Origin of the sequence: Arthrobacter sp. zg-Y40 (assembly GCF_020731535.1) — a bacterium.
Classification (GTDB): domain Bacteria; phylum Actinomycetota; class Actinomycetes; order Actinomycetales; family Micrococcaceae; genus Arthrobacter_B.
Map to the genome: position 1 here is coordinate 29,383 of NZ_JAJFZS010000005.1, position 13,674 is coordinate 43,056.

Genomic DNA, 13,674 nt, shown 5'->3' on the forward strand with positions numbered 1-13,674 from the left:
TCACCGGGCCACCCCGCCGCCGTAATGGAGCGCAAGCCGGGCCATGCCGTCCTCGATCGACACCTCAGGCGTCCAGTCCAGCACCTCCCGGGTTTCGCGCTGGTCAAACCAGTGCGACGTCGAAAGCTGCTCGGCCAGGAAACGCGTCATGGGGGGCTCGTCGTGAACCAGCCCGCGGCGCCCTGCGGCCAGCCATACACGTTCGATGACGCTGCCGGCTTTACGGGCGGCCACGCCGGGCACGCTCCAGCGGGGAGCGCTTACTCCGGCGGCGGCGCAAATGCCGGCGATCAGCTCACCGACAGGACGCGGCTGGCCGTTGGTCACCACCAGCGCCTTGCCCTGGGCGGCGTCCATCCGTTCCAGTCCCCGGACGATCGCGGAGGCGGCGTTGTCGATGTACGTGGTGTCGATCAGGGCTGCACCGGCGTCCAGCAGCGGCAGTCGGCCGGACCGTGCACGGTCAATGACCCGTTCCACCAGCTGGGTGTCACCGGGGCCCCAGACGATGTGCGGCCGGATGGCTGCCACCCGGAATTCGGCCGAATTCGCGGCCAAGGCCAGCAGTTCGGCCTCGGCCTTGGACGAGGCGTAAAAACCGCGGGCCCTTTCGGGGTCGGCCTTGCCTGCGCCGGCGCCGGCAATTGGTTCACCAAAGTGGGCCACGGACGGAGAGGAAACGAAGACGACGTCGCGTACCCCGGCTTCCCGGGCTGCCTTGAGCAGTATCTGGGTTCCGAGGATGTTGGTTTCTTCGAACTCCTGCCATTCGCCCGTAAAGGACACCTTGGCGGCAAGGTGGATGACGGCGTCCATGCCCTCCACGGCACGGGCAGCGGCCTTGGGATCCGCCACGGACCCGGCCACGAAATCCGTTCCGGGCAGCCCGGGACGGCGCTGCAGGGTGCGTACCTTGTGTCCCTTGGCAGCAAGCAGCTCAGCGACGGCGCCGCCAAGCAGGCCGCTGGCACCGGTCACCAGGACGTTGCGGGGCGCCAGGTTGCCGGAGGTGCTCATCGGGAAGCCTCCTCAAAGACAGGCAGCGATCCGGAGCCGCCGGCGGTACCGGCTGAGGAACCGTCAGCGCCCGCAGAAGCAGGAACCGCGGGGCCGCCCTTGCCGTGCTTGCTCTGCTTTCCAAGCTTTGGCACCGGCCCCCCGGCCAGCAGCTGCGAGGCCCAGCCGGCCAGCGCGGTTCGGTCGATCTTGGAGTTGTGCCGGATGTCGGTGGGCATCGCCGGCAGCACCAGCACCGCGGCGAGGTCAATGCCGCACAGCTCCAGTACCTGTGACCGGACCTTGGCGGACAGATCCGCAGCGGCCGTTCCGGCCCGCCGGACCGGCGGCGAGGTTTCCAGTACGGCAACAGGGACCTGGGCCCCGGCCGGTCCGACGCCGACCACGGCCACCCGGCCCACGCCGTAGACCGACTCGGCAGCCTGCTCAGCGGCTACCGGCGTGCGGACGCCCTCTGCGGTGGTGAGGATGTGCCCCAGGCGGCCCTCCACCCACAGCCGTCCGTCCCCGTCGAGGTGGCCGACGTCGCCGGTGCGGTGCCAGCCGGTAATCGAAGAACTGTGGCGCTCGGTAATCCAGAGCCTGTCATACCGGTCCTTCACATGCGGGGCACGGACAAGGATTTCGCCGGTACGGTTCGCCGTGGTCAGCGGGTCGCTGCCCACCGAACCATCGGGGAACACCTCGGCAATGGCCACCTCGGCACGGGACACCGGGGTGCCAACACAGACGCCGTTGCCGGAGCCCGCAGCACGGATGCCCGCCAGGCTGATGTCCGTCACCGGCAGCGCCTCGGTCATACCGTAAGGCGTGTGCAGCGACGCGTTGGGCACCAGGTCCTGGACCATGGCCAGCAGTTGCTCGCCAATGGGGGCGCCGGCCGAAAGCAGCAGGTCCACCTGTCCCAGCGCTGTCCGCTGCGCGGCGTCCAGCTCTCCGGAAGTTGCTGTCACATTGGTCAGCGCGGCGGGGGAGGCGAAAACGGTGGTGGCATTCACGGCCACTGCGGCGTCGGCAAGGGCCGAAGCGGTCAGCGTACGCGGGGAGGTTACATCCATGTCCGGAGTCACCGACGTGGCGCCCAGGGCCGGACCCAGCAGGGCAAACGGCGCGAAGCCTGCCACCAGTGAGGTGCCGGCGCGCAGGTTGTAGGTGTCCTTGATCGCATCGCGCATGGCGGCAAGCTGGCGGTGGGTGTACACCACACCCTTGGCCGGACCGGTGGACCCGGATGTGAAGAGGACAGCGGCATCGGCGTCCGGTTCCGCGGGGAACCACGGCACCTCGGCTGTGCTGCCGCCGGCAATGAGCTCGGCCACCGAATGCTTGACGCCCAGCAGCCGTTTACGGGCCGGGGCCAGTTCGGTGACGCTGATCCGCGTGCCGGGCCAGCCCAGCGCCCGCGCTCCGATGAGCGCACGGTCGATTCCGATGAGGAACGCGGGACCGGCGCCCTTGATGGCGCGCCCCAGCCCCTTGGTGCCCAGACCGGCGTCGGCCACCACAATCACGGCGTTCAGGCGCAGGCAGGCGTAGATCAGCGAGGTCAGTTCAATGCCCGGCGGTACCAGCAGGTTCACCCGGGTGCCGGGGCGCACCCCGGCGGCGGCCAGTCCGGCGGCCAGGGCGTTGACCCGCTCGGCCAGCTCGGCCCAGGACAGTGTGCGCGGCTGTGTGCCGGCACCGTTTCCGCCCAGCGGGGCCATATCGACGACGGCGGCGCTCGTGTCGTCGGCGCGCTCGTCGAGTTCGGCGAGCATGGGCCGGAACGGCTCGCTGCGCCGCAGCGAGGTGTCGGCCGGGGCCTCCACGGCAGTATGCAGCCAGGAGAACACCGGTGAGGCAATGTCCACGTCTTCGTGCAGCAGATGACCGGCGCCCTCGAAGCGGTGCACCGAAGAAGCCGGCAGCCGCTCCAGCAGGTCGCGCAGGTACCGGTCGGAGAACACCGGGTCCTTGGGTCCCCAGAGCACCAGGGAGGGAACGTTGAGACGGCGGATGCCGTCGGCCACAGTGTTCAGGGTGCGCCAGCTCGGATGCGTTTCGTCAGCCGGAATGTCTGCCACGAAGTTCGCCACGCCTTCCCGGCGGGCCGCGCTGCGGTACGGCAGGGCGAAAGCGTTCTTCACGTCGGCGGACAGCGCCGGCTGGGCCAGGGCATGGGTGACGCGGATGAACGCGTCGGTGCTCCGGGTTCCCCACGGGTGGACGGCCGGGTGCAGGGCCAGTTTCAAGGCCGGCGGCAGGGAGAAACCTGCCGGGTGCACGGCGGTGTTGGTCAGTACTACGCCGGCAAGCTCGCGGCGGTGCCGCAGTGCCCAGCCCAGGGAAATGACGCCGCCCCAGTCGTGTCCGGCGGTGACCACCTGGCCGCTGATGCCCAGCGCGTCTGTCAGGTTGCCAAGGTCGGTGATCCGGTCCTCAAGGCGGCGGAAGGTGCCCGTCCGCTGGGAAAAGCCCATGTCCAACTGGTCGACGGCCACTACCCGCCACGGCTTCTGCGCCGTTGCGCCGGCGGCCAGCATGCTGCGCCAGAGGTAGGACCAGGTGGGGTTGCCGTGGACGCACAGCAGCGTACCTTCCGGTTCGACGCCGGCGGCGGCCAGATCAGGACCGTTGTCCAGCACATGCCACTTGTGTACGGTGCCGGGCCGGTCGACGGCGGCGGTTGAGGGTACGCGGACAAACGAGGACCAGGCGGGGGAAACGCCGGGCCAAAGCTCCTCTACCACGCAATCTCCATCATGGTGGTGTTCAGGCCGGACCCCACTCCCATGCACAGCACACGGTCCCCGGGGTTGAGGGTCTTGGACTCCTGCGCCAGGGTCATCGGCAGCGACGCCGGGCCCACGTTGCCCCAGGTCGGGAACGTGATCGGCACCTTGGAACGGTCCAGGTCCACGGCCTTGATGATGGCGTTGGTGTAGGAGTTGGACACCTGATGGGTGACATAGCGGTCCATGCCGCTCCAGTTCCAGCCGTTTTCCTGAGCTTCATTCCAGCCGTCGACCACCAGTTCCAGGCCGCCGTCCAGCAGGCCCTTAGTGTCGGTGTACATGCCGTCCACGCCGCCCACGCACAGCTCATGGTGCTGGGTGCCTGCACGGGAGACACCGCCGAGGATGCGGTGCGAACCGGGGTGCTTGTCGGCGCGGCCGATCACGGCAGCCGCGGCACCGGAGCCCAACGTCAGGGTGGCGAATTCCCGCAGGTAGTCCTGGCGGGTGGAGTCCGGGGCGTTCAGCCGGTCGAACGTGGCCTCCTGCACGCCCTGGGAATCTTCGCCGGCAACAATCAGGGCGTAGTTGATCTGCCCCGAGTCGATCATGTTGGACGCCAGCGTGATGCCGTTCACGAAGCCGAGGCAGGCATTGGCCAGGTCGAAGTTCATGGCGGAAGAAGGCAGGCCCAGCCCGTTGTGGATCTTCACAGCAACGGAAGGCTCAAGGTTGCGGCGGGTCACCGAGGTGTTGATCAGCAGGCCGATCTCGGAGGCCTCGATCCCCGCCTCGGCGAGGGCCTTGGCGCCCGCCTCGATGGCGCCGTCGTCGAACCCTGTTCCAGGGGCCCACCAGCGCCGCTCGCTGACGCCGGCAACCCGTTCCAGCAGGCGTTTGGAGAGACGCAGCCGCTTGAGCGATGGCTCAAGCCGCTGGTCGAATTCACTTGAACTCATAACCATCGGAGCTTCGACGCTGTTCACGCTGAGGATGGCCGAATTGGAGTGCTGGAAGTTGAAGTTCCCGGTCAAAATGCCTGCCTTGTCTGCTGCTGAAACTATCGCGCTGGCGGCCGCCGTGAAGCCTGCATCCACGCCCTAAAATCATATGACTCTTTTAGAAGCCTACTTTCCGGCGCGGCGAATCAGCAGGGAAATGCCGGATTACGCTCTCCGAGTAGAGCGGAATTTTGACGCTAACCGCGTAGATTTAGGGAATCAACCCCGGCAGGAAAGATTAACCCCCGTGCACCTGAAAACCCTGACCATGCGAGGATTCAAGTCCTTCGCATCGGCCACCACCTTCGAGTTCGAACCCGGCGTCACCGCCGTGGTGGGCCCCAACGGGTCCGGGAAGTCCAACGTGGTGGACGCCCTGGCCTGGGTGATGGGCGAACAGGGAGCCAAGACACTGCGCGGCGGGAAGATGGAGGACGTCATCTTCGCCGGCACCTCCGGCCGGGCGCCGCTGGGCCGGGCCCAGGTGTCCCTGACCATCGACAACGCCGACGGCGCCCTGCCGATCGAATACTCCGAAGTCACCATTTCCCGCACGCTCTTCCGGGCCGGCGGCTCCGAGTACGCCATCAACGGCAGCCCCTGCCGGCTCCTGGACATCCAGGAACTGCTCTCGGACTCGGGGCTGGGCCGTGAGATGCATGTCATAGTGGGCCAGGGCCAGCTCGACAAGGTGCTGCATGCCACTCCAGAGGAGCGCCGCGGTTTCATTGAGGAAGCCGCCGGCATCCTCAAGCACCGCCGGCGCAAGGAGAAAACCCTCCGCAAGCTGGATGCCATGGCCGCGAACCTGGCCCGCGTCACCGACCTCACGGCCGAACTGCGCCGCCAGTTGGGGCCGCTGGGCAAGCAGGCCGCCGTCGCCCGCCGCGCCAAGACGGTGCAGCAGGACGTCCGGGACGCCCGCTCCCGGCTGCTCGCCGATGACCTGGCCACCCTCACTGCTGCCTACGAGAAGGAAGCCGCAGACGAATCCGCCCTCAAGGCCCGCCGCGTGGCGGTGGAAGCCGCCGTCGCCGCAAGCCGGGAACGTCAGGCCGAGCTGGAGGCGCTGGCAGCCCGGGCAGCTCCGGAACTGAATGCGGCACGGGACACCTGGTACGAGCTGTCCTCCCTGCAGGAGAGGTTCCGTTCCCTTGCCGCCCTCGCTGCCGAACGTGCCCGGCTGCTGGGGACGGCTGAACCCGTTGCCGGCACCGGCCGGGACCCTGAACAGCTGCAGGCCTCGGCGGACCGGGTGCGCGCCGAAGCCGCCGCCCTGGAAGCGGACATCGAGGACCTGCGGGTCCGGCTGGAAGACGCCGTGGAGATCCGCGAAGCGGCTGAAGAGGACGCAACCGCCGAAGAGCGGCGCTACGCAGCCCTGCTCCGGGCCGCAGCGGACCGGCGTGAAGGGCAGGCGCGGCTGGCCGGCCAGGTGGAAGCAGCCCGCTCCCGCCTGGCCTCCGCCCGCGCCGAGGCCGGACGCCTGCGGACTTCCATCGCGGCAGCCGAAGAGCGGCGCGCCAAAGCGCAGGAAGCCTTTGGCCGGCTGGAAGGAACCGCTGCCGGTGCCGAGGCCGGGGAAGCGGACCTCGACGCAGAGTTCGAAGCGGCGCAGGCAGACCTCGACGACGCAGCGGCGGCCCTGCAGCAGGTGCAGGTTGCCGAGCGTGAAGCCGTCCGCGAGACGGAAACCCTGACAGCGCGCCGCGAAGCGCTCGCCGTCGGACTGGACCGCCGTGACGGCAGCACAGCACTGCGGGACGCCGGGCTGCCCGGGGTGCTGGCACCTTTGTCGATCAGTGTTAAGCCCGGCTTTGAACGCACCGTTGCCGCTGCCCTCGGCACAGCTGCCGAGGCCGTGGCCGTAGCGGACCTCGACGCCGCCGTCCGGGCGCTGCAGTACCTCAAGGACATGGGGGAGGGGCAGACGGATCTGCTTCTTGCCGGGTCCGGTCCCGCCGGGGAAAACGCTCCGGGCGCCGTGGTCCCGGCAAGGCAGGCCGTGCTGCCTCCCGGCGCCGTGCCGGTGCTGTCCCTGATCAGTGCCGAGGACCAGGTGCAGGTGCAGGCGGCCCTGAATGTCCTGCTGGCTGACGCCGTAGCGGTGGATAGCCTGTCGGCTGCCGCCGTCCTGCTCTCGGCGGATCCCGCTGCCCGGGTCATTACCGCCGACGGCGACGTGCTGAGTGCCTACAGTGCCCGGGGCGGCTCGGCCACGGCCCCCGGCCTGCTCGAAATCCAGGCTGCGGTGGATGAAACTGACGCCCGGCTGCAGGCTGCACGCATCAGGGCGGAGGAAGCAGGGGCAGGGATCGGGTCCGCCGCCGCCCGGGTGGCGGCAGCGCGAACCCGTGCAGAGGCCGCGCTGGCCGCCCTGCATGAATCCGACGCACGGCTGGCAGCCACCGCCGAACAGTTGGGCACCTTGGGCTCAGCCGTGCGTGCTGCAGCCGGAGAAGCCGAGCGCCTGGCCGGACTGGTGGCTGCAGCGGACGCCAACGCCGCCGCGGAAGAAGAAAAGCTCGCGGCAGTGACCGAACGGCTGGCGGCGGCAGGAGAGGACAACGCCACCGAGGAAGAACCCTCCGCCGGACAGCGGGATGCGCTGGCGCTCGCAGCGTCCGCCGCACGGCAGGCGGAAATGGACGCCCGCCTGGGCCTGCGCTCGGCCGAAGAGCAGCTCAAAGCAGTTGCCGGGCGTGCCGAGGCGCTGGAACGCTCCGCCGTCGCCGAGCGGCGGGCACGGGAAGCCGCAGCGGAGCGTGCCCGCCGCCGCGCAGTGCAGCGGGAACGCGCCGTTGCCGTGGCGGCTGGCGCGGATGCGGTGCTGGCGCACCTGCAGGTGTCCCTGGTGCTGGCCGCCGCGGAACGGGACCTGGCCGAAGAATCCCGGGCGGCCCGCGAAACCGAACTGGCAGCAGTCCGCAGCGCCAACAACGACGCCGCCGCGGAGCTGGCACGGCTCACCGACTCCGTACACCGGGACGAGCTGGCCAGGGCCCAGCAGAGGCTGCGGATCGAGACGCTCGAGGCCCGGGCGCTGGAGGAGCTGGGCATGACGGCCGAGCACCTGGTGGCCAACTTCGGACCGGACCAGCCGGTTCCGGTGCCGGCCGATGCTGCGGAGGGGAAGGGTGCGGACAAGTGGGCCGCCCTGCACACCCCCGTGGACGAGGACGGCAACCCCCTGATGGAGGGCATCCCGTACGTCCGGGCCGAGCAGGAAAAACGCCTGAAGCGCGCTGAACGCGATCTGGCCGCACTGGGCAAGGTGAACCCGCTGGCACTGGAGGAGTTCGCGGCACTGGAGGAACGCCACCAGTTCCTTTCCACCCAGCTGGAAGACCTCAAAGCCACCCGCAAGGACCTGCTGGACATCATTGCCGACGTTGACCGCCGGGTGGAGGAAGTGTTTACGGCCGCCTACCGGGACACCGCCGAGCAGTTCAAGCATGTGTTCGCGCGGCTGTTTCCCGGCGGCGAAGGCCGGCTGGTGCTCACCGACCCGGACAACATGCTCACCACCGGCATTGAGGTCCATGCCCGTCCTGCGGGGAAGAAAATCAAGCGGCTGTCCCTGCTCTCCGGCGGGGAACGGTCCCTGACCGCCGTCGCGCTCCTGGTGGCAATCTTCAAGGCCCGGCCCTCGCCGTTCTACGTGATGGACGAGGTGGAGGCAGCCTTGGATGACACGAACCTGGGCCGGCTGATCACCATCTTCGAGGAACTGCGCGAGTCCAGCCAGCTCATTGTGATCACGCACCAGAAACGCACCATGGAGGTGGCGGACGCACTGTACGGGGTGACTATGCGCGGCGACGGCGTGTCCACCGTGATCAGCCAGCGCATCGAGCGCGGGACGCCCGGGCAGGACGGGGATAACCCCTAGCGGGCGTACCGTGCGGTGAAGTTCGCCAGGATGCGCGGCGGCACGTGTACTGCCGAGCCCCGCACGGCATCCATCACGGTCTCTGCTTCCTCCGGCGGGAAATATCCTGCGTTCCGGTACACCGAGATCCGCGTCAGCAGCCCGGCCACGTCCAGCTCGGGATGGAACTGGGTGGCGTACAGGTTGGTCCGGACCCGGAACATCTGCACCGGGCACGTGGCCGAGCCGGCAAGGTTAACCGCGTTCGGAGGCAGCTGCGCCACCGCCTCCTTGTGGCCGACATAGGCCGCGAAGGTCTCCGGGATGCCCTCCAGCAAGGGATCCGCCCGGCCGGCCGGCGTCAGCGCAATCTCCACCGGCCCCACGGGCTCGCCGTACGTGCGGTCCACCACGGCGCCCTGGTGCCGGCCCAAGGTGCCCACGCCGTAGCAGGCGCCGAAGAACGGGAAGTCCCGCCCCGCAACCTCGTCCAGCAGCGCGGCCATCTCGGCCTCGACCCGCAGCTGCACGGCGGACTTGGATTCTTCCGGATCACTGGAATTGAACGGGCCGCCGCCCACAATCACACCGCTGTAGTCAGCCAGGTCCACCGGCGGCATGGGGCCGGACTCCAGGCGTACCCGGTGCAGCTGCTCCTCGCCCAGCCCGCCGAAGCGCAGGAAGGAGGCATATTCCTCATCGGCGGCGTCGTCTTCGGCCCGGGTGGCCAGGAGCAGGAAAGGCTTCATTCCTCGATGGTAGTGCTGGCCGGGGCCGCTTTCCGGGCGGGCAGGGTTTCCCGCGCGGCCAGCCACGCCACGAAGCCCAGCGCCATAATGCCCCCGGTCACTCCGAACGCCCAGGAGTAGCCCAGGCGGTCCGCCAGCATACCGGCCAGCACGGGGCCGGCAATGGCACCGGTGTCGCTGGCCATCTGGAAGGTGGCCAGCACCTTGCCGCCGCTGCGCCCGTTGCCGATGATGTCGCCCACGGCGGCCTGCTGGGCGGGGTTCAGCAGGCCGGTGCCCATGCCGGCTATGGCGGAAATGATCAGGAATTCCGGAACGCTGGAGCTGAAGCCGATCAGTGCGGTGGCCACCGCGTTAATGGCCAGTCCGAGCAGGATCATCGGCCGGCGCCCCCAGCTGTCGGCCAGCCGGCCGGAGAAGGTCAGTACGACGGCGGTGCCCGCAGCGAAGGCGGTCAGCGATATGCCGGCCACTTCCGGGCCCGCGGACAGGGCCGCGGCCGCGAACAGCGGCACCAGCGCGTTGCGGACGCCGAAGGAAGACCACCCGTTGGCGAAGGATGAGGCAAGGGCGCCCCGGTAGGCGGAGTCCTTCAGTGCTTCCCGGACCGTGAGCACCGGCAGCTTCGGGGCGGCACTCTCCTCGGCACCGGCCACCGGACGGGTGTCTTTGAGCCGCAGGAACACCACGCCGGCGGCCAGGACCAGGGCGGCGGCATAGACCAGGAACGGGATCCGCAGCCCGAAACCGGCCAGCAGCCCGCCGAGCAGCGGCCCGCCGATGTTGCCCAGCAGGAAGGACGAGGCGTAGGCGCTGGAGACCCGGCCGCGGACCTCCGGGGGAGCGAGCCTGATGATCAGGGCCATCGCGGAGATAGTGAACATGGTGGACCCGATACCGCCCAGGCCACGGAAGACCAGCAGTTGCCAATAGGACTGCGCGAAGGCACACGCGGCGGTGGACAGGGCCACGATCAGCAGCCCGGCGATATAGACCGGGCGTTCGCCGAGTTTTTCCAGCAGCACCCCGCCGGCCGGCGCGAACACCAGCCGGGTGAACGCGAACGCGCTGACGATCACCGAGGACGCGGTCACGCCGACGTCGAAACTCAGGGCAAACTGCGGAAGGACCGGGGCCACCAGGCCAAAGCCGAGGGCAATGACGAAGGCAGCGGCGATCAGGACTTGGATTTCCTGCGGGATTCGGATTCGGGGAGTGCGCACCATGATAAGGCGATTCTCTCAGATTCCCGGGGAGTCAAAGAGCCGTCTGTGAGAAGCTTGGAAGCGTGAATGAGACCCTATCGATAGTGATCTACGTCCTTGTCGCCTTGGCTGTGGTCGGCTCTGTCGCTGCGCTGCTGGTACGGACCCGGCGCACGCCCAAGAGCATGTACCCCACCCGCCGCGACGCCAACGACCCGGTCACCGGATCCGGTGCCGGCACCGACACGCTTGAGGCACCGCCGGGGGAGACCGGCGTCGTTGTTCCCGATGACCTGCGCGGCCTGGAGGAAGCTCCCGCCCCGGAAGCTCCGGGCCTCGAGACGCCCGAACCCGTCCAGGGCCGCCTGGCCCGCCTCCGCGCCCGCCTGGCCAAATCCAACAACGCGCTGGGCAAGGCGCTGCTGGCGCTGCTTTCCAGCGACCGGATTGACGAGGATGTCTGGGATGAAATCGAGGAAACGCTCCTCCTCGCGGACCTCGGCACCGAACCCACCATGGAACTGGTGGACGCCCTGCGCGCACGCGTCAAGGTTTCCGGCAGCCAGGACCCGCAGGAAGTCCACGCAATGCTGCGCGAGGAACTGATCAAACTGGTGGATCCGTCAATGGACCGCTCGCTGGCTGTTACCCGGCACGCCGAGACCCCCGCCGTCGTGATGGTGGTGGGCGTCAACGGCGTCGGCAAGACCACCACGGTGGGCAAGCTGGCCCGCGTCCTGGTGGCCGAAGACAAGGACGTGGTGCTGGGCGCCGCGGATACCTTCCGTGCAGCCGCCGCCGAGCAGCTGGCCACCTGGGGCCAGCGCGTGGGCGTGCCCACCGTGCGTTCCGAAATCGACGGCGCCGACCCGGCGTCGGTGGCGTTTGAAGCGGTCAAGGCCGGCATCGACGGCGAAGCGGACGTGGTCCTGATCGACACGGCCGGGCGCCTGCAGAACAAGGTCGGCCTGATGGATGAGCTCGGCAAGGTCAAGCGGGTCATCGAAAAGCAGGCCGCCGTGGACGAGGTCCTGCTGGTGCTGGACGCCACCACGGGCCAGAACGGCCTGACCCAGGCGAAGGTCTTCGCCGACGTGGTCAACATTTCCGGCATTGTGCTGACCAAGCTGGACGGCACCGCCAAGGGCGGAATCGTCGTCGCCATCCAGCGCACCCTGGGTGTGCCGGTGAAGCTCGTGGGACTGGGTGAAGGCGCGGACGACCTCGCCCCGTTCGAAGCCGAAAGCTTCGTGGACGCCCTGCTGGGCTAGTACCCGCCGCAGCTCAAAGCCCCGTCTCCCGGCAAGGGAGGCGGGGCTTTTGCGTACCCGGAAACGCAATGGAAACCTCCCCGTCACCGCCCTTTTACCGGACCTGCGTGTTTGTAACCTCCCGGCAACACCCCTACGCCCGGCCGGAAATCTGGCCCCGGCAAAGTTCGTGGTGCGGGAGATGCCCGCCAAACGCGAAGGGACGTGAAGATGGATCTGTCAGCAGGTCACGTCTGGGTAATGGTTTCGGCAGCTCTGGTGCTGCTTATGACACCGGGGGTGGCGTTCTTCTACGGCGGCATGACCCGCGCCAAGGCCGCTCTGAACATGATGATGATGAGCTTTGTATCCATCGGACTCATCGGTGTGGTCTGGGTGCTCTGGGGCTTCTCCATGACCGGCGGGGACGGCATCGCCGGACTGTTCGGCAACCCCTTCACCTCCTTCGGCCTGGAAGACATCCTGGGCAGCGAAGACCTCATCACCGCCGGATACGGGGCAACGTTTGCCATCATCACCGTGGCCCTGATCAGCGGGGCCGTTGCGGACCGCACCAAGTTCGGTGCATGGGCGGTCTTCGTCCCGATCTGGGTGACCCTGGTCTACTGCCCGCTGGCCTTTATGGTCTGGGGCGGCGGACTGCTCGGCGCCGACGGCGCGGTGGGTTCCGTGGTGGGCGAGGCCATCGACTTCGCCGGCGGCACCGTGGTCCACATCAACGCCGGCGCGGCCGGACTGGTCCTGGCCCTGATCATCGGCAAGCGCAAGGGCTTCGGCAAGGACCCCAGCCAGCGTCCGCACAACATCCCCTTCGTGATGCTGGGCGCCACCCTGCTCTGGTTCGGCTGGTTCGGATTCAACGGCGGCGCCGCCGGTACTGCTGAAGAGGCGGGCCTCATCTGGATCAACACGCTCGCCGCCCCCGCCGCCGCCATGCTCGGCTGGCTGCTGACCGAACGGATCCGCGACGGCCGGGCCACCTCGCTGGGAGCCGCTTCCGGCGTCGTCGCCGGCCTGGTGGCCATCACCCCGGCCTGCGCCAACGTCAGCCCGCTGGCCGCGGTGGGACTGGGTGTGGTTGCCGGTGTCCTTTCCGCCCTGGCGATCGGCCTGAAGTACCGGTTCGGCTATGACGACTCCCTCGACGTCGTAGGCGTCCACCTGGTAGCCGGGCTCGTGGGCACCCTCGCCTTGGGCTTCATCGCCCTGCCGGCCGACGGCGCCGGCGGCGGCCTGTTCTACGGCGGCGGTCTCGGGCAGCTCGGCGCGCAGTTGGCCGCAGCCCTGATCACCATCGTCTTCTCGGCCGTGGTGACCCTGGTCATTGGCCTGGCGATCCACAAGACCATGGGCTTCCGGATCTCCGAAGAAGACGAGATCAACGGCGTGGACCTGAGCGAACACGCCGAAACGGCCTACGAATTCGACGGGCTCGGCACGGGCGGCGCTTTCACGCCCTTCCCGGATACGGCACGCACCACCACCAAGGAGACGGTCAACTCATGAAACTCGTAACCGCTATTGTCCGGCCCGAGAAGCTCGACGCCGTCCGGGGCAGCCTGGAAAGCTACGGGGTGCAGGGACTAACCGTCAGTTCCGCGAACGGCTACGGCCGCCAGCGCGGGCACACCGAGGTCTACCGGGGTGCGGAGTACACCGTGGACCTGCTGCCCAAGGTGCGGGTGGAGGTGCTGGTGGCCAACGAATGGGTCAATGACATTGTGGATGTGCTGGTTTCCACCGCCAACACCGGCCGGGCCGGCGACGGCAAGGTGTGGGTGGTCAACGTGGAAGAGGCACTGCGGGTGCGTACCGGCGAACGCGGGGACAGTGCACTCTAGCT

9 protein-coding genes are annotated in these 13,674 nt (G+C 68.6%); 4 read left to right on the forward strand and 5 right to left on the reverse strand.

What is annotated here, in order from left to right:
• From LJ754_RS07135 to LJ754_RS07145, 3 genes are read right to left on the reverse strand one after another with little or no spacing between them, the layout of a single operon-like run.
• A complete protein-coding gene (locus tag LJ754_RS07135; protein WP_227926075.1) occupies nucleotides 1–1,017 on the reverse strand; it encodes an NAD-dependent epimerase/dehydratase family protein in 1,017 nt (338 codons plus the stop codon).
• On the reverse strand, nucleotides 1,014–3,749 hold the full coding sequence (locus LJ754_RS07140; RefSeq protein ID WP_227926076.1) for an alpha/beta fold hydrolase: 2,736 nt from the start codon (nucleotides 3,747–3,749) through the stop codon (nucleotides 1,014–1,016). Before LJ754_RS07140 ends, LJ754_RS07135 begins: the two co-directional genes overlap by 4 nt.
• Nucleotides 3,743–4,768 carry a 3-oxoacyl-ACP synthase III gene (locus LJ754_RS07145; RefSeq protein WP_227911743.1) on the reverse strand — a complete coding sequence of 342 codons (1,026 nt, stop codon included), beginning with the start codon at nucleotides 4,766–4,768 and terminating at the stop codon, nucleotides 3,743–3,745. Before LJ754_RS07145 ends, LJ754_RS07140 begins: the two co-directional genes overlap by 7 nt.
• Nucleotides 4,769–4,982: 214 nt before the next feature.
• Here LJ754_RS07145 and smc point away from each other — a divergent pair, with 214 nt between their 5' ends.
• Entirely contained in the window at nucleotides 4,983–8,627 is a 3,645-nt protein-coding gene (gene smc, locus LJ754_RS07150; protein WP_227926077.1) for a chromosome segregation protein SMC, read from the forward strand.
• Here smc and LJ754_RS07155 read toward each other — a convergent pair.
• The gene (locus LJ754_RS07155) at nucleotides 8,624–9,355 is read right to left on the reverse strand and encodes a glutamine amidotransferase (protein WP_227911712.1); all 732 of its coding nucleotides are present in this window, start codon (nucleotides 9,353–9,355) and stop codon (nucleotides 8,624–8,626) included. The two genes, smc and LJ754_RS07155, sit on opposite strands and share 4 nt — an antisense overlap.
• Entirely contained in the window at nucleotides 9,352–10,581 is a 1,230-nt protein-coding gene (locus tag LJ754_RS07160; protein ID WP_227926078.1) for an MFS transporter, read from the reverse strand. Before LJ754_RS07160 ends, LJ754_RS07155 begins: the two co-directional genes overlap by 4 nt.
• A gap of 62 nt (nucleotides 10,582–10,643) precedes the next feature.
• On the opposite strand from LJ754_RS07160, the gene ftsY reads away from it, so the two are divergent.
• The 3 genes from ftsY to LJ754_RS07175 all read left to right on the forward strand — a co-directional run bounded on the left by ftsY (nucleotide 10,644) and on the right by LJ754_RS07175 (nucleotide 13,672).
• A complete protein-coding gene (ftsY, locus tag LJ754_RS07165) occupies nucleotides 10,644–11,831 on the forward strand; it encodes a signal recognition particle-docking protein FtsY (RefSeq protein ID WP_227926079.1) in 1,188 nt (395 codons plus the stop codon).
• Nucleotides 11,832–12,041: 210 nt separating this feature from the next.
• A complete protein-coding gene (locus LJ754_RS07170) occupies nucleotides 12,042–13,337 on the forward strand; it encodes an ammonium transporter (RefSeq protein WP_227926080.1) in 1,296 nt (431 codons plus the stop codon).
• Nucleotides 13,334–13,672: a P-II family nitrogen regulator gene (locus LJ754_RS07175; RefSeq protein WP_227911708.1), complete on the forward strand. Its 339-nt coding sequence runs from the start codon at nucleotides 13,334–13,336 to the stop codon at nucleotides 13,670–13,672. The genes LJ754_RS07170 and LJ754_RS07175 overlap by 4 nt, the downstream gene beginning before the upstream one ends.
• Nucleotides 13,673–13,674 lie beyond the last annotated feature (2 nt).

Bases quoted from the DNA above. Each gene is read 5' to 3' on its own strand.
- LJ754_RS07135 (WP_227926075.1), bottom strand. From the start codon at position 1,017: ATGAGCACCTCCGGCAACCTGGCGCCCCGCAACGTCCTGGTGACCGGT.
- LJ754_RS07155 (WP_227911712.1), bottom strand. From the start codon at position 9,355: ATGAAGCCTTTCCTGCTCCTGGCCACCCGGGCCGAAGACGACGCCGCC.
- LJ754_RS07160 (WP_227926078.1), bottom strand. From the start codon at position 10,581: ATGGTGCGCACTCCCCGAATCCGAATCCCGCAGGAAATCCAAGTCCTG.
- LJ754_RS07170 (WP_227926080.1), top strand. From the start codon at position 12,042: ATGGATCTGTCAGCAGGTCACGTCTGGGTAATGGTTTCGGCAGCTCTG.
- LJ754_RS07175 (WP_227911708.1), top strand. From the start codon at position 13,334: ATGAAACTCGTAACCGCTATTGTCCGGCCCGAGAAGCTCGACGCCGTC.